The sequence below is a fragment of the Pseudarthrobacter sp. PH31-O2 genome (assembly GCF_030063265.1).
Lineage (GTDB): Bacteria > Actinomycetota > Actinomycetes > Actinomycetales > Micrococcaceae > Arthrobacter.
In genome coordinates, this window is the sequence record NZ_JASIST010000006.1 from 67,625 (window position 1) to 88,358 (window position 20,734).

Sequence of the window (20,734 nt, forward strand, 5' to 3'; positions counted from 1 at the left end):
ATCACCCTTTGGCTGCCACGTTGAGTGCCGCCGTCTTGATTCCGCCGGCTTCCACTCCCCACTTGGACAGGATCTTGTTGTACGAGCCGTCATCGATCAACGACTGGAGGGCCTTTTGCAGGACCGGCGTAAATTCGCTGCCCTGCGCCACGGGTATGCCGTAGGGTGCCACCTCGAAGGCGGTGCCCGCGGTCTGCAGCTTGTCCTTGGTCTTGGAGATCGCGTAGAGAGTCACTGGTGAATCGGCGCTCATGGCGTCGACCTGACCGACCACCAGGGCGTTGGTCGCCTGGTCCTGCGCGTCGTATTTGAAGATGGTGATGGCCGGCTTTCCGGCGTCGGTGCAGGCCTTGGACTTGGCGGGCACTTCGTGGGTGTCCTCGTAGGTGGTGGCCTGGACAGCAACCTTGAGCCCGCAGGCGTCGTTAGGGTCGACCGTTTTGCCCTTCGGGGCCGCCCACTGGATTCCGGCGGAGTAGTAGTTGACAAAATCCACCTGCTTTTCGCGTTCCAGCGTGTCAGTAAAGGAGGACATGCCCATGTCATCTTTTCCCGCGCGGACGGCGGGAAGGATGTTGTCGAAGGTGCCGATATCAAAGTTGACCTTTAAGCCCATCACCTTCCCCAGGGCGTTGGTGAGGTCCACTGACCAGCCGGCCGGCGCCCCGTTGTCGTCCTTGAATTCGTTGGGCGGGTAATTGTTTGCCATGCCGACATTAAGCACGCCTGCGCTCTTGATTTTCTCCGGGAGCATCGCTGCAATCGTGTCACTCTTTTTCACGTCGATTGCGTCCGCGGTTCCGGAGGCCCCGCCGGTGGCGGCGGGTTCACTGTTGTTAACGCAGCCGGAAAGCGAGAGCGCCGTGGCTACGGTGAGGACGGGGAGTAGGTAACGGGTGCGCATGGTTTCCTTAGCTGTTCAGAGATTCTCTAAACTCCCGCAATCCTGCGGGAGCGTGCTGTCTGCCTGCTTATTCAGAATTCATATGTGCGAGGTGGTTGACGCCGTGGTTTCCAGGATTCCTCCGGACTGACGGATATCCCGAAGAATTTCCCCGCCCCGAGCCTTCAACTCGGGAATACTGGAAACGCCTACTAACGTCATCGTACGCCGCAGTTCGTCACCGAAGATCTCGATAATGCGCCCAACACCCGGCGAGCCCGCCGCGACCAGGCCATACAGGTATGCCCTGCCGATCGAACAGGCATCGGCGCCGAGGGCCAGCGCCTTGAGGACATCGCTGCCGCGCCGGACACCGGAGTCCACGTAGATTTCGATCGAGTCGCCCACCCGTTGCCGGGATTCCTGCAGCACATCCATGGGACTCAGCATGTGGTCCAACTGGCGGCCGCCGTGGTTGCTTAACTGGACGGCGTCCAGGCCAATCCGGGCAGCCTTGTCCACGTCGGCCGGGTTGACGCACCCCTTCAGCACGATTTTGCCGTGCCATCCCTGGCGCAGGGCCACCAGTTCCTTCCACCCGCTGGTGGCGTCCGAGTGGCCCAAAATGTGTTGCCACATGGACGGGGTGACGACGGACGTGGCCGCAGGACTGCGCGGATCCAGGTTGGGGAAACTGATGCCGTCCGACTTCAGGAAGTTGATCCACCAGGACGGCCGCCGGGCGATGTCAGCGATGGCGGAAAGGGTCAGTGCGGGCGGGGCGGTGAAGCCGTTGTGCAGGTCCCGTTCGCGGGATCCCAGCGCCCGTGTGTCGACGCCGACAATCAGTGTGGTGAATCCCGCGGCCTCGCAGCGCGCGAGTTTGTTCTTTAAGGCCTGGGCGTCGGAGGTCAGCCCGAAGTTGAACCAGCGGTCAAGGTCCGGGTGGCGTTCCGCGATCGATTCCATCGGCACGGTGCTGAGTCCGGCCAGCCCATAGGGGATCTGTGCCCGTTCCGCGGCCGCGGCGACGGCGAGTTCGCCTTCGGGATGGAACAGCCGGGTTGCGCCGGTGGGAGTCAGCGTCAGGGGCAGCGTGCTGGCTTTCCCGAGCAGGTTCGTGCTGGTATCGGGCCCGGAGACCGGGCCCCAGCTTGGCATCAGTGCCCAGGAATCGAAGACGGCGCGGTTGCGCCGCAGCGTCACCTCGTCCTCAGAGCCGCCGTCGAGGTAGTCGAAGATCCCGGCAGGCAAAACTTTCCGTGCGGCCTTCCGGTATTCCTCGACGTTGTAGGCGTTGGCCAGCACCCGGCGTCGGCGTGAGAAGACGGGGGCCTTCACCTGGATAAGCTGCCTGGCGTCGCTGATCTTCAAGAAGGGCCTTTCCTGTCGCTGTCCTGCGTTATGGTTCAGCGTAGAAAGCCCATTCCTGTGCCACTATGGAGATTCCAACAAATTTAGGGAATCTTCATTAGTAGCAACTACCAAACGACCTGGTTGGTGCCGGCGTGACCCCGGCACCGGCAGGACAGGGGTACTCGCTGCCTACCCTGGCGGACGTCGCCCGCTCGGCGGGTTCGGAAATTGTCAGCCTCGTCGAAATGCCGGCTGACGACCGGCAGATCGTGGCGGGCTCCGTGCTTTACGACTCGACGGCTGTTCCTGCCAGGTACCCGGGCGCTGTTGCGTTGGCCATCGGGCTCTCCCTGTCAGGGAAACGGCTCGGCGTGAAGGTCCGGGAACTCAGCGACGCCGGGTACGTGGCCATTGTCTACAAGTCCAACGGCAGCTCCGACGCTGCGCTGCGCGCCGCCGCGCGTGGGGCGGGGCTGGCACTGTTCCGGGCCGCAGACGCGGTGCCGTGGAACCAGCTCGCAGAGATCATGGACGCCGCCGTCGTCCCGCACCGCCAGTCCGGACACACGCTGGTGGACATCCGGCCCGGAGACCTGTTCGACTTGGCCAACACGGTAGCAGCCCAAACCGGCGGTGCAATCGCGGTCGCTGATCCGGACCAGACGATCCTGGCGTATTCGACGCTGCCGGACCAGCCCATTGATGAGACGCGCAGGAGTTCGATTCTCCGGCTTCATGTGCCGCATTCGGTTGAAACCGACAAGGACTACCGCCGCGTCCATGCCGCCACCGATGCGCTGGAGGTGGCGACGGCGGATCCCCTGCTCCGGCGTACTGCCATTTCCATCCGGGCCGGCGGCTCCGTCCTGGGCTCGCTGTGGCTGCTGGAACGGGCGGAACACCACACCGAGGATGCGAACCGGATCCTGCGTGAAGCAGCCAACGTTGCCGCGCTCCACATCCTGCACAAGCGCACCACCTACGTCTCGAACCTGACCCGCCAGATAGATTTGGTCCAGCCGCTGCTGTTTGAACCGCAACGCGCCGAGCTGGCGGCCATCAGGCTCGGGATCTCCGCGCCGTCCGTCCGGGTGGCGGCGCTGGGCGCCTGGCCGGCCGGTGGCACAGCGTCCGAAACCCTGCAATCCCGGCTCCGGCTCTTCGACGCCATCCGAACCGCCTGCGCCATCCGACTGCCCTCGGCCGTCTGCGGGTTCTCGGACAACATCGTTTACATCGTCCTGCCGCAGAGCACCGAATCGTCCCGGCAGTTTCAACGCACAGCACTATTAAAGATTGTGCAGAATGCCCGGCGGCTCCTCGCCCGGCCGGTCCTGGCCGCACTGGGCGGGGCTGCCACAATCAATCGGCTCGGCGAGTCCCGGGTCAACGCCGAGCTGGTCCTGGCCGAGCTGGCGCGCAACGTCGCCGAAGGACGCATCGCCGCCGATTCCGACGACGTCGTCTCTGACGATGAATCGCTCGGCGCGTCCCTGCAGCTGCGCCAGATCGTTACCTCGCTGACGGCGGCCGGCCAGCTGCCCGGCGCGCACGCACTCCGGATCGCGGATTACGACGAACAGCACAAGAAGTCCTTCGAAGAAACCATTCACGCCTACCTGCGTTGCAGTGGCAACGCCGTGGAAGCCGCGAAGACCCTGGCGGTCCACGTCAACACGGTCCGCTACCGCTTATCCCGGGTGGAAGAACTCTTCGGCCTCGACCTGGACGACCCCGAGACGCGCCTCCTGCTCTGGCTTCAACTCTGGGGAAGGCGCAACTAGCGTCCGGCGGCGGCACTGCCGTCAGGTTTTGATTTTCGCGACCGTCATCAGGATCGCCGAGTCTTCTTCCGCTTCCAGGCTGTGCAGCCCGTCCGGCACTATCAGCAAATCCCCGCTCTTGCCCTGCCAGGACTCCTCGCCGGCCCGCAGCCGCACGCAGCCACGGAGCACAAAGACCGTCGCTTCGCCCGGATTCCGGTGCTCGCTGAGCTGCGTCCCGGCCCGAAACGCCATCACCGTCTGGCGCAGGGTCTTTTCGTGTCCGCCAAACGCGGTGTCGGCAGCCCGCCCGCTGGGAGCCGCCACCGCGGCCGCAATTTGCTGCCGGGCCAGCGCATCAAGGGATATCTTCTGCATGGGGCCACCCTACCGAGAATCGTGCGCGCTGCCGAGGGTCCTTTGCCCCATCCCGGCCAGGAGCAGCCGCGGGGATGGGGAGCTCCCGGGTCAGTACACCACCCGGAAATCGCTGAACCCACCCGTGGCCCGGGAGACCACTTCGTCCACGCTCGCCACCCGTCCCGGGGCTGCCGGCGAGCGCAGCCAGCGCCGGAACTCCAGTACCGCCGGCTGGGGTCCCTCCGCGGCGATACCGACCGAGCCGTCGTCGTTATTGGTGACCGTTCCGGTCAGCCCCAGCTCCGCAGCCTTGCGCACCGTCCCATAGCGGAAGCCAACAGCCTGGACGACGCCGTCCACCCGCGCCGTCAGCCGGACCCATTCACCGGAATCGCCCTTCGGAAGCTCAGCCATGTTCCTAAATGTAGCGCCCGGCATAAAGTGCCCGATATAGAGCGCCCGGGGCGGGACCGCCGCCAGGGACGAATGTTTGTCCACATCGGGACCTAAGCCCCTTACTTTCCCGGCGCCCGGTCGCAAGGATAGTCAAGTGCGCTGCGTGGACCTGTCGAGACAACGGCATGGCGCCTTGATGTGCCTTACCCTCCCGCAGCCCTGCATGGCCCGAAAGGACAATAACGATGGCAGGACAATTCGAAATTTTCACGGACGCTGAAGCGAACGTCCGTTTCCGGCTGATCGGCGCCGACGGCACGGTGTTGGCGATTTCCAGGCCCTTTGAGGACAAGCAGTCCGCCGCGGAAGGCATTATGGCGGTGCGCGAATGCGCGGGAACGGGCTTGATCAAGGAAGCCCGTCCCAACGCCTGGGGCGGCACAGGCAGCACCAGGCCAGGACTGCCGACGCCCGCCCATCGCCGGCACCGGCACGCCCCCGCCGTCTAAGCGGCGCAACGACACATCGCCGGGCCGCAAGCCCGGCACCATCGGGAGCCACAATGGCCGAAGCTAGGGTCCACATCAGCGGCTTCCGGATGGACTTCGGCGACACCACAGTGGTTCGCGACTTGTCCTTTGACGTGGAAGCCGGCGAGACATTCGGTTTCCTCGGCAGCAACGGCTCCGGCAAAACCACCACCATCCGGGCCCTGCTCGGCATCTACGAGCCCACCGCCGGCACCCTCCACATCAACGGCCGGGACTTCAAACCGGAGCACGGCGACCGGTTGGGTTACCTTCCCGAAGAGCGCGGGCTGTATAAAAAGGAAAAGGTCATCGACATCATGACCTATTTTGGCCGGCTCAAAGGTATGGAGCGGCGCGCCGCGAAGCAGTGGTCGCTCGAGTACCTGGACCGGGTGGCGTTGGCGGACCGGGCCTCCACAGTGCTGGACAAGCTCTCCAGCGGGCAGCAGCAAAAGGTCCAGCTCGGCGTCACCATCATGAACAAGCCGGAGCTGCTGATCCTGGACGAACCCACCAAGGGCTTCGATCCGGTCAACCGGCGACTGCTGATGGACATCATCGAGGAACAGAAACTCGCCGGTGCCACGGTGGTGATGGTGACCCACCAAATGGAAGAAGTGGAGCGGCTCTGCGACCGGGTCATCCTGCTCAAGGACGGTACCGCCGAAGCCTACGGCACCATCGATGAGGTGCAGAACAAGTACGGCGGCCGCATCATCCGGATCCGGCACGGCGGGACCATCCCGCCTTCGCCGCACTACGAGGTGATGCTGCACCAGACCAACTATGCGGAGCTCTCCATCACCGATGCCAGCGACGAGGCCAGCATCCTTAAGGACCTGGTTTACGCCGGCGTCAGCGTGCGGAGCTTCACCACCACCAAGATTTCCCTCGAGGACATCTTCATCCGGGTCTACGGCGACCAGAACACGGCGGCCGCTTCCGGGGCAGCCGGAACCGCGCCGGCGCGGAAGCGGGAAGGAACGTAACCGGTGGCACAGCACAATCTCGGTACCGTACTGAGCTTCGAGTTCGTCCGCACAGTCACCAAACGGCGGTTTTGGATCGGCACCTTGTCCGTCCCCCTGGTCCTTGCCGTGGTCTTCGGTCTCGTTTTCCTCAGCAACACCACCACGGATACCGCCGCCGAGGCCCAGAAGAGCGCCCAGTTCAGCATCGCGTACACGGACGCCTCGGGCCTTATCACCGCCGCGGACGCCGCGATCTTCGGAGCCACGGCGGCGGACTCCCCCGACGCCGGAATCCGGGCCGTGCAGTCCGGCGCTGTCGACGCGTACTTCGACTACCCGGCCCGCCCCGAATCGACCGCCGTGCGCGCCTACGGTGTGGACAAGGGGATATTCGAGAACGGCAAGTACGCCGCCGTCGCGCAGGCCATCCTGGCCCGCGCCGTCGAACAGAAGATCGGCGCGCCGCAACTGTCAGTGCTCGCCACCGGAAAACTCCAGATCGAAACCGTCACTTACAGCGGCGCCAAGGAATCCGGCGGGTTGGGCTCGGTGATTCCACCACTGATCTTCCTGGTGGTTTTCTACGGGCTGATCGTGCTGCTGGCCGGGCAGATGCTCAACTCCACGCTGGAGGAGAAGGAGAACCGCGTCACCGAAATGATCCTGACCACCCTCAAACCGACGACGCTCATCGCGGGCAAGGTGATCGCGCTCTTCGCGATTGGCCTGGTGCAGATGCTGGTGTTCCTGTCACCGATCGTGATCGCCCGGTCGTTCTTCCCCGAGGAGCTCAGCCTGGCCGCGCTGAACCTGCCCCCGCTGATCCTGGACCCGGTCCGGATGACAGTTGGCCTGCTGATCCTGGCCGGCGGCTTCGCCCTGTTCACCACCACCCTGGTGGCCATCGGCGCCGTGATGCCAACGGCCAAGGAAGCCGGAAATTTTATGGGCGCGATGATGGCGCTGATCTTTGTGCCGTTCTACGCCGTGGCCCTAGTGGTCTCCGATCCACAATCCCCGATTGTGCAGATCTTCACCTTTTTCCCGTTTTCAGCACCGGTCACCGCCCTGCTGCGCAACGGCTTCGGCTCCCTGAGCCTGCTTGAGGCCGGCATCGTGATCGTAATCCTGTATCTGGGCGCGGCAGTGATGCTCCGTGTGGCCGTGCGGCTCTTCCAGTACGGTTCCATCTCCTACACCTCGAAGGTCAACGTCCGCACCGCATTGCGTGCCGGGTCGCGGCACCGGCCCCCGGTCCGTCCCCCGACGGCGGCCCGCTGAGGGCTGTGGCTTCACCAGCGCGCTACTTACCCGCGCTTCCGGCAATCCCGTCCGCCGGCCGGAGGGAGGTGATCATGGTCCGGATGTCCTGGTATTCCAGTGTGGACGCGTACAGCTTCGCCTTCTCCAGATACGGCAGCGCGGGGTCCCCGGGCGTCTGATTCAGCTCCGGACTGTACGTCCCGCCGAAGAAGGCGCCGCTCGGCGGCCACAGGAACAGGTGGAACATCGGGCACGCCGTAGCACCGGACTCTTCGGGAACCATGGTGATGCCGTAGGCGGCGATTGTGGACCGGGTTGCCAGCGCCTGCGTGTCCTCACCCCGGGACTCGAACACATAGCGCGGCGCTCCGGCGTCGGCGGCTCCGGGTTCGGCGAGCGCCACCATCGGCTGGGAGTCGAAGATCCGGTAAGCGGACTTATCGGTGCATTCCGCCCCGGTGGCAATGTTGGTCCGCAGACCCGCCATCTGTTTGCCACCGGCGTTCATCACGTCGACAAAATCGCCGGACAGTGCTCCGCCCGGGTCTTTGACCGTCCAGCCGGCGGGATAGTCGAAGGACAGCTCCCGGCCCGCTGTTGTGAATGTCCTCCAGCCCGACGCCGGCGTCCCGGGCTGCGTTGTTCCAGGCGTTGTTACGGGCGGCGGGACGGCTAAGGCGGCCGGCGGCGGGACGGGCGCCGTTGTGCTGCCCGGGCTCCCCGAGGCGGCCGGAGAGGCGGCCGGAGCACCGCAGGACGTCAGCAGCAGCAAGCTCAAGCCCAAGCTGAAGTCCGCGGTTGCGGCGCGCGCGGTGTACACAGTTCGACTCATCACACCCCCTGGGAGACGACGTGTTGGAACCATTCTCGAACGTTGCGGCGCAGGCGGTAGGGGCTTTGGGCCCGTACCGGCCGCCACAGCCGGCCGTGACGCTACCCACGTTGACACGGCGCCGATTTCAATTGCCCGTCAAAGCTTGCTAGAGCTTAAACATATGGAAGAAGTCTTAAGCGAAGCCGTGCCCTATTTTGCCGTCGCCTGCGGCATTGCCGCCGGGTATTTCCTGTCCTGGCTGATTCGAAAGGTAGTGCTCCGGATAAACCGCGGACGGCACGAGCTGCAGGAGACGTCCCGGGTGGCCCGGGCACCGCTGCGGATAGTGCTGGTGCTGATCGGCGTTAAGGTCGCGCTGGCCTTCACCACGCAGGGCGGTGGCTGGCGCACGCCGGTGGACCATCTGCTGCTGATCGCACTGATCGGCTCCATCGCCTGGCTCGCTATCGCCTTGCTGCTGATCGTGGAGACCCTGGTACTGCACCGCTACAGTGTGGACAAATCTGATAACCGGCGGGCCCGGCGGCTGCAGACCCAAATGATCCTGGCCCGGCGGATTGCCGTGGCCCTGATTGTGGTGCTGGCGGTAGGCAGCGCCATGCTGACCTTTCCGGCGGTCCAGGCCCTGGGCGCCGGCATCCTGGCCTCGGCCGGTGTGATCTCGATTGTGGCTGGCCTCGCGGCGCAAACCTCGCTGATCAACGTCTTCGCCGGTGTCCAGCTGGCCTTCACGGATGCGATCCGGGTGGGCGATGTGGTGGTGGTTGAGAAGGAATGGGGCCGAATCGAGGAAATCACCCTGACCTACGTGGTGGTTCACATCTGGGACGACCGTCGTATGATCCTCCCGTCAGTGCACTTCACCACCACACCTTTTGAGAACTGGACCCGCCGCCAGTCCGAGGTGATGGGCACCGTGGAGTTGGACCTCGACTGGCATGCCCCCTTGGAGGCCATGCGCGCGGAACTAAAAGCCGTGCTGGCCGAGACGGATCTTTGGGACAAGCGTGTGGGGGTCCTGCAGATCACCGACGCCACCAAGGGCTTTGTCCGGGTCCGCATCCTGGTCAGCGCCGCGGACAGTGCCGCGTTGTTTGACCTGCGCTGCCTCATCCGGGAAGAAATGGTGCTCTTCCTGCAAAAGGGACATCCCTCGGCCCTCCCCCACGTCCGGCTGGAAACCATGCCGGCTGCCCGCCCGGCGGCGAAGCCGGGTACCAAGGGCGAGGCTAAGGTTGCCGCGGCCGACGAGCAGGCCCGCACCCACGGGGACCCGCGCGATTCCCAGCTGTTTACCGGTTCCGTCGAAGCCATCGAACGCTCCCGGGCCTTCTCCGGGCCCGGCGAGGAGGTCTTCGAGGACCGGGACAACGCCATCGCCGCGCAAAAGTAGGCCGGCCGGGTCTTCCCAGCTCCCACCCATTGGCCGATAATCAGACGTTGGCGAAACAGCAGGCGCAACCCAGTATCTGCTGAACCAGTCAGCCCAGGCACCATCCGTTCGATGAGTGAGGGAGCCAGAGATGAGCATTCCGCCGCCGCAAGAACCTGAGCCGTTTCCGCCGGAGCCGGGTCCCACCACGCCCGAGCCGCACCCCGGCGACCCGTTCCCGCCCGAGCCCGGGCCGTCCCCTTCCCCGGAACCCGGCCCCTACCCCGCACCCGGCCCGCTGCCGATTCCGGATCCCGGCCCGCTTTAGCTTCGGGCCGGCACCCAGGACACGCAAAAGACCCCTCGCCCACCGGATTCCGGCGTCGAGGGGTCTTTTGCGTGTCGCGGGGAATGCCGCGGGGAAGGCTGGTCGGCCGCTACGGCAGGACGATATCGTGGGTCCTGTGGTCGTAGTGGATCACCAGCTGGCCGCCGGAGTGGTGCACCTCGTGGTTGGCGCCATCGAACGCACCGAAGGCGCCGAAATTCTCGGTCCAGGAGCGGTTGAGGGCGATCTTGAAGCTGTAGGAGCCGGCCGGGAGTTGCGCCGCGAGCTTCCAGAGCTGATCAACGAGATCCAGCTCCATTTGGGATTCGTCGTATTGCGGGGCCCAGTTGGCCGGGGCGCCCAGCAGGATGTTGAAGTCGCCGGCAACTGCCACTGCGTCCGGCTGCTCGACGGCGCCGACGCTGGCGGCGGGGGCGGCGGGGGCGGCGGGGGCCACGGACTCAGCAGCCGGCGAAGCGGCAGCCGGGGCAGTGGCCGGGGCGGCGTCCGCCGCTTCAGCAGGTGCCTTGACGGCGGTTTTACGCTTGCGGACCGCCTTGGCGACGGGGGCGACGGCATCCTCGACAAGCTTGGCTGCCTTTTCCGCCACCCTGGCAACCTTCGGAGCGGCCTTCGGAGCGGCCTTCGCGGGCATGACGGCGGGCGCCGTAGGCAGCGGGGTGTCGGCGGGAACAGGGGTTCCGGCGTCGAGCGCTGCGGCGAAGGCTGCCGGGTCGGCGAAAGCCACGGTGGCGCGCTGGCCGTCCTCGGTGATCGTCCAGCCCGAACGGCCCTTGACCAGCCAGCCGGCCTTGACCAGCTTGGCAGTAGCTGTGGTCAGCGTCTTGTGACCGCGGGGGATGCCGCCGCTGAGCAGTTCACGCTCGAACTCGGTGAGCGGGACGCGGGCGATTGCCTCGCCCAGGACTGACCCGGCGTTCAGTTTCTCATCTGTCCACACGCCCTCGGCCAGGACGTCCAGTACGGCCTTCAGCCGGCGGGTGGTGTTTTCGGCAGTGTTCGCGCCCATGGGTCTCCTCTAGAAGCAATTGATCCATCTGCATTTTGCCAAGGATGGATGCGTTTCCGCGAGTAGCAACGGTTAACTCTGTGTGTCGTGACCCACTATGACAGCCTCAACGGGGGTCCGCGAGGGCCGAACCACCGGTACCCGTCAGTAGCAAACCCAGCGCAGGCCTCTCGGGGCCGGCGCCGGAGTCCGCGTCCGGCCCTCAGCGACCCCGCCGCGCTGCTAAAGCTTGGGGATCAGGACGGGGGTGTTCTTCTTGTACGCCTCGTAGTCGGCCTGGCCGCCCCACTTCTTGTCGGACTTCTGTTCCAGGAGCGGCACGCCGCTGACCCGGGTGAGCAGCAGGATAACAAACACCGGCGAGATCAGGGCCACCCACTGCCAGCCTTCCAGCGCCGGCGCGGCGATGACCGCGACGCCGATCCACAGCAGGATCTCGCCGAAGTAGTTCGGGTGGCGGGACTTCGACCACAGCCCGGTGGAGATGAAGTGGCCCTTGTTGGCGGCATCAGCGTTAAAGCGGCTCTTCTGCAGGTCCGCCACGGCCTCGATGGCAAACCCGACGGCCCACAGCACGAAGCCAATCAGCGCGAACCAATCGAGCGCCACGCGGGTAGCTGACGTGATGGCCACCCACGCCGCTGCGGCGGTGAAGACCACCCAGAGTCCCTGAATCGTCCACACATTCAGGAACCGCACAAAGGACGGCTTAATCTCGTCGAAGCGGTCATCCTTGCCGGCCTTGCTGATGCGGCGGAACAGGAAACTGCCCAGCCGCAGGGCCCAGACGAGGACCATGGCTGCCAGCAGCAGGGCCCGCGCGTCGATCCCCGGCGTGAGCAGGACCAGCAACAGTGTGATGGCAATGTAGGTCAGGGAGCCGGTCAGGTCGTAGAACTTCTCGGTCTGGGCTTTGAAAGAGGGAATAAACACCAGCCACTGGATGAGGAACGCCGCCCCCACCGCCATGGCGAAGGCGGGGATCGCGCCCACGGTGGCTCCACCCTGGCTGCCGGCCACGGCGATGAGTGCCGCCAGCAGCACGATCACGGGGAGGACAATAAGCGACTTTCGGACTGAATCCTTCACGAGGAATTCCTTTCACACGCGGGGCGGGACACTGCCGCGCCGCCCCGGAGGTGTTCCGCCGGGCATCAGCAGGTTTAGTCAATCTTATTTGATGATCAAATAAGATTGACTCGTCACGGGATCCGGAACGTCAGGAGTGGACATGACCGCGTCAAAGCAGCACCCGGCCACCTTGGCCCTGCAGAGCCTGTTCACGCTCGCCAACGAGACCGAACGTGAAATCGCCCGCGGCATGGGGCTGAACCTCACCGACTTCCGTGCGCTCTCGGCACTGGAAATCTCGGGGCAGGTTACGGTGGGCCAGCTCGCCGAGCAACTGGGAACAACCCCTGCAACCACCACGGCGATCGTTAGCCGGTTGGAGTCCCGCGGCTACGTGGCCCGGCACCGCAGTACTGAGGACCGCCGCCGGGTCCACGTCCGCCCCACTCCAGCGTCGTTCACAGCAATTACGGGCCTGATGCAGCCCCTGATGATTGCCTCCAACGAGCACCTCCGGCTGTTGCCCGCCGCAAACCAGACCGTCATCGCGGACTTCCTGCACGTCGCGCAGGGCATGATGCGCCACCATTTACACGCACTTTCCGAAAAGGACGCCCGATGAGCGAGTTCACCACCCCGCTGCTGGTCCAGGCCTCCGGCCATCGAAACGCCACGGAACTGCTCCTGCAACGGTTCCGGACCGCCCCGGAGCACATCGCCTTCGAAGTACGCGCCGCGCACGCCGACGTCACCGCACCGTGGCGGCAGGTGACCACCCGGCAATTCGTTGACGAGGTCCGGGCCCTCGCCAAGGGCCTCATCGCCGCCGGTCTGCAGCCGGGCGAATCACTCGCCATTATGTCCCCCACCCGATATGAGTGGGCACTGGCCGACATGGCAGCGTGGTTCGCGGGCGCCGTCGTGGTCCCCGTCTACGAGACCTCGGCCGCTCCCCAGGTGACTGCCATCCTCGCCGACGCCGACGTCCGGCTGGCGATAGCCGGCACCGCTGAGCATGCCCTCTTGCTGGAGCAAGGGTTTGCACAGTCCGGGATACCGTGCCTGGGGGTCTGGACGATGGATGCCGGCCCGGGGCCGGACCTGGCCGAACTCGTGGCCCGCGGCGCCGGCATCACCGACGACGCGGTGGAGGAACGGCGCCTGCTGGCAGACCTCGACTCGGTCGCGACCATCGTCTATACCTCCGGCACCACCGCCGCGCCCAAGGGCGCCCTGATCACCCACGGCAACTTCGTGGGGCAGGTGCTCAACGTGGCCGCCGCCTACACCGGGGTGGTCCGGGAGGGCGGCAACACCATTATCTTCCTGCCCATGGCCCACGTGTTAGCACGCGGACTGCAGCTGACCTGCCTTGCCAACGGCATGCGTATTGCGCACCTCGCGGACCCCCGGGACGTTGTGCCCGCCCTCGGCGCACTGCAGCCTACCTTCCTGGTGGTGGTCCCCCGCGTCTTGCAGAAGATCCAGGCGTCTGCCGCGGCCGCCGCCGCGCAGAAGCATCTGGGCCGGGTGTGGGCGTCTGCGCAGAGCACGGCAGTGGCTTGGGGCCGGCTGGCTGAAGCCCGCGACGCCGACCCGACCGTCAGGCCTGCCCGCGGCCTGCGCATCCGGCATGCGCTCTTCGATCGCCTGTTCTACGCCCGGCTCCGGACGCTGATGGGCGGACGCCTGGACTACCTGCTCTCCGGCGCCGCCGCGCTCGACGCCGAGTTGTCCCTGTTCTTCCGGGGCCTTGGCCTGCCGGTCATCGAGGGCTACGGCCTTACCGAAACAACCGCCCCGCTGACCGGGAATATGCCCGGCTCGATCCGGGCCGGGTCGGTGGGAGTCCCGATGCCCGGCACCACCGTGCGCCTCTCGGACCAGGGCGAGGTACTCGCCCACGGAGTCGGGGTCTTCGCCGGCTACCGCAGGCCGGCCGACAACGCTGACGCGTTCGAGGACGGGTTTTTCCGCACCGGCGACCTCGGCGAACTCGACGAGCTGGGACGGCTCACCCTCAAGGGCCGGATCAAGGACGTTATTGTCACTGCCGGCGGCAAGACCATCTCCCCCGCAATTTGGGAAGGCTACGTCGAGGGCGACCCCCTGGTGGCACACGCCGTCATGGTGGGAGAAGGCAAACCCTTCCTCGGCGGCCTTGTGCTGCTGGATCCGGAGTCCGTCGCTGCGTGGGCGGAGCGCGAGGGCATCGCCGATCTGGCCGGCCTGCGGATTCCGGACGACGGCGGCGCCGTCCAGATCGACGACGTTCGGCTCCTCACCGCGATTGGCAAGGCGGTCAGCTCCGCCAACGCCAAAATCGCGCGCTCCGAGCAGGTCCGCCGGTTTGTGTTGCTGCTCGCGGACCTCAGCGAAGCCAACGGCATCGTGACCCCCACGATGAAACTCAAGCGCGCCGCGTTCACCGCCCGCGCCCACCACATCGTGGACAACCTCTACGCCGAACCCAGGAGCCAGGCATGAACGTTCGAACCAGGAATTGGCTGCTGTCCTACGCAGTCACCGCTGTCATCTTCGCAGTCATCGACGTTGCGTGGATCACCATCGTGGCGAATCGACAGTACGAGAGCCAGATCGGCGACCTGCTGGCCCCCAGCGTCAATCTGGCCGGCGCCGTTGTGTTCTACCTGGTCTACGTCGCCGGGATTGTGCACTACGGCGTCCGGCCCAACCACCGGGCCGCGACGCTGCGGCAGCGGGTGCTGGGAGCCGCGCTGTTCGGATTCTTCAGCTACGCAACGTGGGCGCTGACCGCGCTCGCCGTCCTCAAGGACTTCCCGGTCCTTGTGGCCTTGACCGACATTGCCTGGGGCGCCGCGGTCTGCAGCGCCGTCACCTGGCTCACCGCAACCCTCCTGCGGCGTATCCTCTCCCGGGCCGGCACGCCCGGGTAGGCCGCCGTGCCGGAATAGGCCGTCACGCCCGCATAGGCCGAAGCGCCGTCACGCCGCCGCTTCGGGCGCCCAAAAAGTGCCGGGGCGGCGGGGGTGTCAGTGCCCCGACGCTGCCAGTTCGGCCAGCAGCTCCATCTTGCGTTCCTCGCTCGCGAACGAGGAACGGATCGAGTTCGCTGCCATCCGCACGCAGTCGAACTCGGAAAGGCCGATCACCGACTTGAGCTGCGCGAAGTTGTCATCCACATGGCCGCCGAAGTACGCCGGATCATCCGAGTTCACACTCACGTTCAGACCCGCCGCGAGCATAGCCGGCAGCGGGTGCTGCTTCAGGGTGTCCACGGCGCGCAGCCGGACGTTGGAGAGCGGACATACCGTCAGCGGTGTGAGCTCCTGCACCAGCCGTTCCACCAGTTCGGGGTCCTCCATGCAGCGGATGCCGTGGTCGATCCGTTCCGCGTCCAGGAGGTCCAGCGCGTCCGTGATGTACGACGGCGGGCCCTCCTCGCCGGCATGCGCGATCCGGCGCAGCCCGGCGTCCTTGGCCCGGGCGAACAGCCGCTGGAACTTGGCCGGCGGATTACCCACCTCGGCCGAGTCGAGTCCGATGCCCACAATCGGCGCTTCCATGGCGAGCAACTCCTCCAGCACCTCCAGCGCGGAGTCTTCGGCGAGGTCGCGCAGGAACGCGGCGATCAGCAGGGTGGAGATCCCGAACTCCTCGCGGGAGGTCGCCAGCACCGACACCACGCCGCTAACGCAGGTCGCCAGGGCCACCCCGCGGGCCAGGTGCGCCTGCGGATCCAGCATAATCTCGGCGTGCCGGACGCCGGCGAGCGCCGCCCGGGTCAGGTAGGCCCGGGTCATGTCGGCAAAGTCCTGCTCGGTCTGCAGTACGGCCATGTTGGCGTAGTAGAGATCCAGGAATGACTGCAGGTCCGTGAACTCGTAGCGGGACCGCAGCTCGTCCAGATCCGCATACGGCAGCTGGATTCCGTTGCGTTCCGCGAGGGCGAAGATCAGTTCGGGCTCGAGGGTGCCTTCGATGTGCAGGTGGAGTTCCGCCACCGGCAGTGGGCCGTACACTTCCTGCGGAACCTCGGCGAAATCGTGGACCTCGGGGGCAGGTACCAGCGGGCTGTCCGGGGTAGCGCCCTCGGTGGCGGGCACGCCGTCGTAAGTTTCCATTGGGTAAGGATATGCCCGCAGACTGCATGGACCGATAGAGTCGATAAGATGCACACTGATCAGCATGCTTCCAATGTGTCCGGCGCGGTGATGTCAGGGCTGGGTCCCGACGATTCCTCCGATGGCTTTGTTCGTGTGCGCGGCGCCCGCGAGAACAACCTTCGGAACGTGGACGTGGATGTGCCGCGCGATGCAATCGTCGCGTTCACCGGCGTCTCCGGCTCCGGCAAGTCCTCCCTGGCCTTCGGCACCATTTACGCCGAGGCCCAGCGACGGTACTTCGAGTCCGTGGCCCCCTACGCCCGGCGGCTCATCCAGCAGGGCCACAACCCGAAAGTGGAAATGATCACGGGCCTGCCGCCCGCCGTGGCGCTGCAGCAGCGACGCGGTACGCCCAGCTCCCGCTCAACGGTGGGCACTGTCACCACCCTGTCCAATTCGCTGCGGATGCTCTTTTCCCGCGCCGGCAGCTACCCAGACGGCGCCAGCCCCCTCGACTCGGACGCGTTCTCCCCCAACACCGCCGCCGGGGCCTGCCCGAAATGCCACGGCCTGGGTGTCGCCTACACCGTTACCGAATCCTCCCTGGTGCCGGACACCTCGCTGAGCATCCGCGACGGTGCGATCGCCGCCTGGCCCGGGGCATGGCAGGGCAAGAACCTGCGCGACATCCTCACGCACCTGGGCTACGACGTCGATACGCCCTGGCGCAAGCTGTCCAAAAAGGACCGCGACTGGATCCTTTTCACCGAGGAACAGCCCGTTGTGGAAGTCACGCCGCAGCGCGACCGGGTGGCTAAGCCCTACAAGGGACGCTTCTGGAGCGCAAAGAGCTACGTGCTGCACACCCTGGCCGATACCAAAAGCAGCACCATGCGGGATCGGGTGCTGCGCTTTATGGACACCGGACCGTGCCCGGTCTGCGGCGGCAGCGGCCTGACCCCGGCCGCCCTGGCCGTGACGTTCGCCGGCCGCACCATCGCTGAACTCAACGGCGTGCCCATGACGGAGCTGGCCGAGATCATTCGCCCCACCGCTGAGCTGAAGTCCGCCGGAACCGCCTCGCGCAGGCTGAGTTCCGGGGAGGACAATGAGGTGGCGGTCGCCATCACCCGGGACCTGCTGCAGCGGGTGAGTGTGCTGTTGGACCTCGGCTTGGGCTACTTGGCCTTGGGCCGGGCCACACCCACCCTCTCGCCCGGGGAAATGCAGCGCCTCCGGATCGCCACCCAGCTCCGCTCCGGGCTCTTCGGCGTGATCTACGTGCTGGATGAGCCCTCCGCCGGCCTGCACCCTGCCGACGCCGAGCCGCTGCTGGCTGTCCTGGACCTGCTCAAGTCCTCCGGCAACTCCGTTTTTGTGGTGGAACACAACATGGACGTCGTCCGGCGCGCCGACTGGCTGGTGGACGTCGGCCCGCGCGCCGGTGAAGGCGGCGGCGAGGTGCTCTACAGCGGCCCGGTCGCCGGGCTTGCCGGGGTGGATGCCTCCGTGACCCGGCCCTATCTGTTCCCGGACGAGGCACAGAACACCACGGACGACGGCCGTTCCCGCCGGGAAGCTGCCGGTTGGCTCGAACTGCGCGACATCAGCCGCCACAACCTGCGCGGACTCGACGCCGATTTCCCGCTGGGCGTACTCACCGCGGTGACCGGCGTCTCCGGCTCCGGCAAATCGACGCTGGTCAGCCATGTCCTCGCCGAGGTGGTCCACGCCCACCTGCATCCTGGCGATGCAGACGCTGCACCGGCACCCGACGACCTGGAATCCGAAGCCGGCGAGCCAGCCGGCGAACTCAGCGTTGGCCCCGTTTCCGGACTGGACCAGTTGGACCGGCTGGTAAAAGTCGACCAGAAGCCTATCGGCCGCACACCGCGGTCCAACCTCGCCACGTACACCGGACTGTTCGACGCCGTCCGGAAGGAGTTTGCGGCCACCGACGAGGCCCGCGCCCGCGGCTTCGGGGCCGGCCGTTTCTCCTTCAACGTCGCGGGCGGACGCTGCGAAACCTGCCAGGGCGAGGGCTTTGTCGCGGTCGAACTGGTATTCCTGCCCGGCAGCTACGGACCGTGCCCGGTATGCGACGGCTCGCGCTACAACCCGGAAACCCTGGAGGTCACCTACCGCGGCAAAAACGTCGCCGAGGTGCTTGGTATGACAGTTAACGCTGCGGCCGAATTCCTGGCGACGGTCCCTGCCGCCGCCCGCAGCCTGCAGACCCTGCGCGAAGTGGGCCTGGGCTACCTCAGGCTGGGCCAGCCGGCCACCGAACTCTCCGGCGGCGAAGCCCAGCGCATCAAGCTCGCCACCGAACTGCAGCGAGCCCAGCGCGGCCATTCGCTCTACCTGCTGGACGAGCCCACCACGGGACTGCACCCGGCCGACGTCGAGCTCCTGATGGCCCAGCTGCACCGGTTGGTCGACGCCGGCAACACGGTCATTGTGGTCGAGCACGAGATGGACGTGGTGGCCGCGGCGGACTGGGTGATCGACCTGGGCCCGGCCGGCGGCGATGCCGGGGGCACGATCGTCGCCGTCGGGACGCCCGCCGTGGTCGCACAGTCCCCGGCGAGCCGGACGGCGCCGTATCTGGCGACCGTGCTGGGCTGAGGCAGATAGCGGCCCCTACCCCGGCGGCACGCCACGTTGCGGTGGTCCCGCTCAGCGGCGAAAGCTACACCATCCAAAGCGGCGACACCTTGAGCAAAACCGCGGAACAGTTCCACCTGGCCGGCGGTTGGCAGGTCCTGGCCGATGCCAACTCAGCCAGCATCGGCGACCCTGACCTGGTGTTACCGGGCCAGGCGCTGCAGCTGCCGGCCTAGCCGGCCCGCGGAATTTCGCGAACAATCCGGACTTTCCAGGCCGTGTCGTCGCTGGTATCCAGCAGCGCCACGGTGCCCATGGCGAGATGCAGCGCCACCCGCTTGGCGGCGAGCAGCTCAAGGTAGAGGCCCTCATTCATCCGGACCGGGGCATCGATGACGTACTTCACGGCGTCCCGGACTTTGCGGTAGTTGTCGCTCTTTTCGCGCTTGAGGTGCAGCTCCAGCAGTCCACGCTGGCGGATCTTAGGCTCGTGACGGTTCAGCCAGGTCACCGCCGCGTGGACTGCCACCACCAGAACGAGCGAGACGATGTAGATCTCCCAGCCACTGGAGAGCAGGAACAAGGGAAAGTTGGCGATCGCCACCACGGCGATAAATAGGCGGAACGCGAGGATGCGGCGCATGGTCAGTGCCACGGAGGCCAGTGCCACGCGGAATCCGTTCTCCTCTGTCCGCGCGGCCGCCGGATCGATGGTGAACTCCTCCAACACCAGGATCCCGTTCGCCTCGGGGCTGAGCATCTGTCCATACTTGGGCAAGTGGCCGGCCTCAGGCCGCGCCGCAGAGTCAGTAGCAAGCTTCTTTGGCATGGGCGCGTCTTCCGGGCGGCAGGGATGTGTTGTGCTATTGTAGGCGCCGTCGCCCGCGGCTGTCTGTCCCGTTCCAAAATGTGAACACGCTCACCCGCGGCCGTCAGTAATTGGCGCATTGGCTCCGTGGCCTCAAACTGGAGAGATGCAGACCTTTCTCCCCTTCCCCGATTTCCAGCAGAGCGCAGCGGCCCTGGACCGCGAGCGGCTCGGCAAGCAGCGAGTTGAAGCGCTGCAGATCCTGCGCGCGCTGGTGATTCCGGAGTACGGCTGGCAGTCGCACCCGGCAATCCGGATGTGGATGGGATATGTTCCGGCGCTTACCCTCTTCGGCCTGACAGTGGTGGACGAGTGGACGAAGGGCGGCGGCGAGGACACCACACGCGAGAAGATCATGGAGTTCGCACCGCAGGCTGCACACCCCGATTACGCCTCGAAGATCCCGATGCCGCCATGGCTCGGCGCCCCCGAACTGCACCTCAGCCACCGCTCCCGTCTGGTCGCCAAGGACCCTCGGTTCTACGCGCCGCTGTTCCCGGACACCGAGCATGACCTGGAGTATGTCTGGCCCGAACCCAGGCTTGAGCTGGTCCCGGAGGACCCGTCCGGCGACCGCATGTGGGTCCTTCGCCTGCCGCTGGGTAATACCGAGCCGCAGAAGCTGGAGACTGTCAGCCTTCCGCCCGCGGGCCGGGCCAAGGCTGCGCCCGCAAACGAGGATGAGTACCAGTTCGTTTACGCCGACTCCGGCTCCCGCCGACCCGCGAAACAACGCAAGCTTCCGCCGAAGCAGCTCGTCAAAAAGCCCACCCGCAAACGCCAGCAGCAGGAAGAGGCGTTTAACACACTTCCGGGCAACTCGATCGTTGCCATCCCGTTCGACGGCGGTGCATCCTTCGCCGTAGGCAAGGTCCTGGGCCGTCCGATCACCGTGGAAGGCCGATTCGCACGGAACTTCCAGGTCGACGAGATCCTGGACCGCTCGGCCTTCGACTACCCGGCGCTGCTGCAGGATCCCCGGGTCTTCTTCCCGATCCCGGCGCGCTAGCCAG

The 20,734-nt window shown here is 66.1% G+C and carries 20 protein-coding genes; 11 read left to right on the forward strand and 9 right to left on the reverse strand.

Annotated elements, in window-relative coordinates; all coding sequences use genetic code 11:
* Position 1: 1 nt before the first annotated feature.
* Positions 2–904 carry an ABC transporter substrate-binding protein gene (locus tag QMG72_RS10845; RefSeq protein ID WP_226774095.1) on the reverse strand — a complete coding sequence of 301 codons (903 nt, stop codon included), beginning with the start codon at positions 902–904 and terminating at the stop codon, positions 2–4.
* Between the two features lie 78 nt (positions 905–982).
* The gene (locus QMG72_RS10850; RefSeq protein WP_282360134.1) at positions 983–2,257 is read right to left on the reverse strand and encodes an alpha-hydroxy acid oxidase; all 1,275 of its coding nucleotides are present in this window, start codon (positions 2,255–2,257) and stop codon (positions 983–985) included.
* Between the two features lie 134 nt (positions 2,258–2,391).
* On the opposite strand from QMG72_RS10850, the gene QMG72_RS10855 reads away from it, so the two are divergent.
* The gene (locus tag QMG72_RS10855; protein WP_283480503.1) at positions 2,392–4,023 is read left to right on the forward strand and encodes a PucR family transcriptional regulator; all 1,632 of its coding nucleotides are present in this window, start codon (positions 2,392–2,394) and stop codon (positions 4,021–4,023) included.
* A 21-nt stretch (positions 4,024–4,044) separates the two neighbouring features.
* On the opposite strand, the gene QMG72_RS10860 is transcribed toward QMG72_RS10855, so the two are convergent.
* Together QMG72_RS10860 and QMG72_RS10865 are read right to left on the reverse strand one after the other, a co-directional pair.
* Positions 4,045–4,380, reverse strand: a complete 336-nt coding sequence (locus QMG72_RS10860) for a cupin domain-containing protein (RefSeq protein WP_226774098.1) — start codon at positions 4,378–4,380, stop codon at positions 4,045–4,047.
* A gap of 90 nt (positions 4,381–4,470) precedes the next feature.
* Positions 4,471–4,776: an acylphosphatase gene (locus QMG72_RS10865; protein WP_226774099.1), complete on the reverse strand. Its 306-nt coding sequence runs from the start codon at positions 4,774–4,776 to the stop codon at positions 4,471–4,473.
* A 227-nt stretch (positions 4,777–5,003) separates the two neighbouring features.
* Here QMG72_RS10865 and QMG72_RS10870 point away from each other — a divergent pair, with 227 nt between their 5' ends.
* From QMG72_RS10870 to QMG72_RS10880, 3 genes are read left to right on the forward strand one after another with little or no spacing between them, the layout of a single operon-like run.
* Positions 5,004–5,267: a YegP family protein gene (locus QMG72_RS10870; protein WP_282360130.1), complete on the forward strand. Its 264-nt coding sequence runs from the start codon at positions 5,004–5,006 to the stop codon at positions 5,265–5,267.
* A gap of 53 nt (positions 5,268–5,320) precedes the next feature.
* Positions 5,321–6,277 carry an ABC transporter ATP-binding protein gene (locus tag QMG72_RS10875; RefSeq protein ID WP_283480504.1) on the forward strand — a complete coding sequence of 319 codons (957 nt, stop codon included), beginning with the start codon at positions 5,321–5,323 and terminating at the stop codon, positions 6,275–6,277.
* Between the two features lie 3 nt (positions 6,278–6,280).
* Positions 6,281–7,540: an ABC transporter permease gene (locus tag QMG72_RS10880; RefSeq protein WP_283480505.1), complete on the forward strand. Its 1,260-nt coding sequence runs from the start codon at positions 6,281–6,283 to the stop codon at positions 7,538–7,540.
* Positions 7,541–7,562: 22 nt separating this feature from the next.
* Here QMG72_RS10880 and QMG72_RS10885 read toward each other — a convergent pair whose 3' ends face one another.
* A complete protein-coding gene (locus tag QMG72_RS10885; protein ID WP_283480506.1) occupies positions 7,563–8,354 on the reverse strand; it encodes a hypothetical protein in 792 nt (263 codons plus the stop codon).
* 163 nt (positions 8,355–8,517) lie between these two features.
* Between QMG72_RS10885 and QMG72_RS10890 the strand changes: the two genes are divergently transcribed.
* Positions 8,518–9,750 carry a mechanosensitive ion channel family protein gene (locus QMG72_RS10890; RefSeq protein ID WP_226774104.1) on the forward strand — a complete coding sequence of 411 codons (1,233 nt, stop codon included), beginning with the start codon at positions 8,518–8,520 and terminating at the stop codon, positions 9,748–9,750.
* Positions 9,751–10,166: 416 nt separating this feature from the next.
* Here QMG72_RS10890 and QMG72_RS10895 read toward each other — a convergent pair whose 3' ends face one another.
* Positions 10,167–11,087, reverse strand: a complete 921-nt coding sequence (locus tag QMG72_RS10895) for a pullulanase X25 domain-containing protein (protein WP_283480507.1) — start codon at positions 11,085–11,087, stop codon at positions 10,167–10,169.
* 222 nt (positions 11,088–11,309) lie between these two features.
* Positions 11,310–12,176: a DUF1295 domain-containing protein gene (locus QMG72_RS10900; RefSeq protein ID WP_226776021.1), complete on the reverse strand. Its 867-nt coding sequence runs from the start codon at positions 12,174–12,176 to the stop codon at positions 11,310–11,312.
* A gap of 142 nt (positions 12,177–12,318) precedes the next feature.
* On the opposite strand from QMG72_RS10900, the gene QMG72_RS10905 reads away from it, so the two are divergent.
* From QMG72_RS10905 to QMG72_RS10915, 3 genes are read left to right on the forward strand one after another with little or no spacing between them, the layout of a single operon-like run.
* Positions 12,319–12,780, forward strand: coding sequence for a MarR family winged helix-turn-helix transcriptional regulator (locus QMG72_RS10905; RefSeq protein WP_226776022.1), 462 nt, complete (start codon positions 12,319–12,321; stop codon positions 12,778–12,780).
* A complete protein-coding gene (locus QMG72_RS10910) occupies positions 12,777–14,645 on the forward strand; it encodes an AMP-dependent synthetase/ligase (RefSeq protein ID WP_283480508.1) in 1,869 nt (622 codons plus the stop codon). Before QMG72_RS10905 ends, QMG72_RS10910 begins: the two co-directional genes overlap by 4 nt.
* A complete protein-coding gene (locus QMG72_RS10915) occupies positions 14,642–15,076 on the forward strand; it encodes a DUF2177 family protein (protein WP_226776024.1) in 435 nt (144 codons plus the stop codon). The genes QMG72_RS10910 and QMG72_RS10915 overlap by 4 nt, the downstream gene beginning before the upstream one ends.
* A 96-nt stretch (positions 15,077–15,172) precedes the next feature.
* Here the strand turns inward: QMG72_RS10915 and QMG72_RS10920 are convergent, their stop codons facing one another.
* Positions 15,173–16,264 (reverse strand): adenosine deaminase, encoded by a 1,092-nt coding sequence (locus QMG72_RS10920; RefSeq protein WP_226776025.1) that lies wholly within the window; start codon positions 16,262–16,264, stop codon positions 15,173–15,175.
* 90 nt (positions 16,265–16,354) lie between these two features.
* On the opposite strand from QMG72_RS10920, the gene uvrA reads away from it, so the two are divergent.
* Together uvrA and QMG72_RS10930 are read left to right on the forward strand one after the other, a co-directional pair.
* Entirely contained in the window at positions 16,355–18,874 is a 2,520-nt protein-coding gene (uvrA, locus tag QMG72_RS10925; RefSeq protein ID WP_226776031.1) for an excinuclease ABC subunit UvrA, read from the forward strand.
* 41 nt (positions 18,875–18,915) lie between these two features.
* A complete protein-coding gene (locus QMG72_RS10930; protein WP_283480509.1) occupies positions 18,916–19,089 on the forward strand; it encodes a LysM peptidoglycan-binding domain-containing protein in 174 nt (57 codons plus the stop codon).
* Here QMG72_RS10930 and QMG72_RS10935 read toward each other — a convergent pair.
* Positions 19,086–19,613, reverse strand: a complete 528-nt coding sequence (locus QMG72_RS10935; RefSeq protein ID WP_226776032.1) for a hypothetical protein — start codon at positions 19,611–19,613, stop codon at positions 19,086–19,088. The genes QMG72_RS10930 and QMG72_RS10935 overlap by 4 nt on opposite strands.
* A 214-nt stretch (positions 19,614–19,827) precedes the next feature.
* Between QMG72_RS10935 and QMG72_RS10940 the strand changes: the two genes are divergently transcribed.
* Positions 19,828–20,730, forward strand: coding sequence for an MSMEG_6728 family protein (locus tag QMG72_RS10940; RefSeq protein ID WP_226776027.1), 903 nt, complete (start codon positions 19,828–19,830; stop codon positions 20,728–20,730).
* Positions 20,731–20,734: the final 4 nt, after the last annotated feature.

Excerpts from the sequence above, each read along its gene's own strand:
- QMG72_RS10845 (WP_226774095.1), bottom strand. The coding sequence starts at position 904 with ATGCGCACCCGTTACCTACTCCCCGTCCTCACCGTAGCCACGGCGCTC.
- QMG72_RS10860 (WP_226774098.1), bottom strand. The coding sequence starts at position 4,380 with ATGCAGAAGATATCCCTTGATGCGCTGGCCCGGCAGCAAATTGCGGCC.
- QMG72_RS10865 (WP_226774099.1), bottom strand. The coding sequence starts at position 4,776 with ATGGCTGAGCTTCCGAAGGGCGATTCCGGTGAATGGGTCCGGCTGACG.
- QMG72_RS10870 (WP_282360130.1), top strand. The coding sequence starts at position 5,004 with ATGGCAGGACAATTCGAAATTTTCACGGACGCTGAAGCGAACGTCCGT.
- QMG72_RS10875 (WP_283480504.1), top strand. The coding sequence starts at position 5,321 with ATGGCCGAAGCTAGGGTCCACATCAGCGGCTTCCGGATGGACTTCGGC.
- QMG72_RS10885 (WP_283480506.1), bottom strand. The coding sequence starts at position 8,354 with ATGAGTCGAACTGTGTACACCGCGCGCGCCGCAACCGCGGACTTCAGC.
- QMG72_RS10890 (WP_226774104.1), top strand. The coding sequence starts at position 8,518 with ATGGAAGAAGTCTTAAGCGAAGCCGTGCCCTATTTTGCCGTCGCCTGC.
- QMG72_RS10895 (WP_283480507.1), bottom strand. The coding sequence starts at position 11,087 with ATGGGCGCGAACACTGCCGAAAACACCACCCGCCGGCTGAAGGCCGTA.
- QMG72_RS10905 (WP_226776022.1), top strand. The coding sequence starts at position 12,319 with ATGACCGCGTCAAAGCAGCACCCGGCCACCTTGGCCCTGCAGAGCCTG.
- QMG72_RS10910 (WP_283480508.1), top strand. The coding sequence starts at position 12,777 with ATGAGCGAGTTCACCACCCCGCTGCTGGTCCAGGCCTCCGGCCATCGA.
- QMG72_RS10915 (WP_226776024.1), top strand. The coding sequence starts at position 14,642 with ATGAACGTTCGAACCAGGAATTGGCTGCTGTCCTACGCAGTCACCGCT.
- QMG72_RS10920 (WP_226776025.1), bottom strand. The coding sequence starts at position 16,264 with ATGGAAACTTACGACGGCGTGCCCGCCACCGAGGGCGCTACCCCGGAC.
- uvrA (WP_226776031.1), top strand. The coding sequence starts at position 16,355 with ATGTCAGGGCTGGGTCCCGACGATTCCTCCGATGGCTTTGTTCGTGTG.
- QMG72_RS10935 (WP_226776032.1), bottom strand. The coding sequence starts at position 19,613 with ATGCTCAGCCCCGAGGCGAACGGGATCCTGGTGTTGGAGGAGTTCACC.
- QMG72_RS10940 (WP_226776027.1), top strand. The coding sequence starts at position 19,828 with ATGCAGACCTTTCTCCCCTTCCCCGATTTCCAGCAGAGCGCAGCGGCC.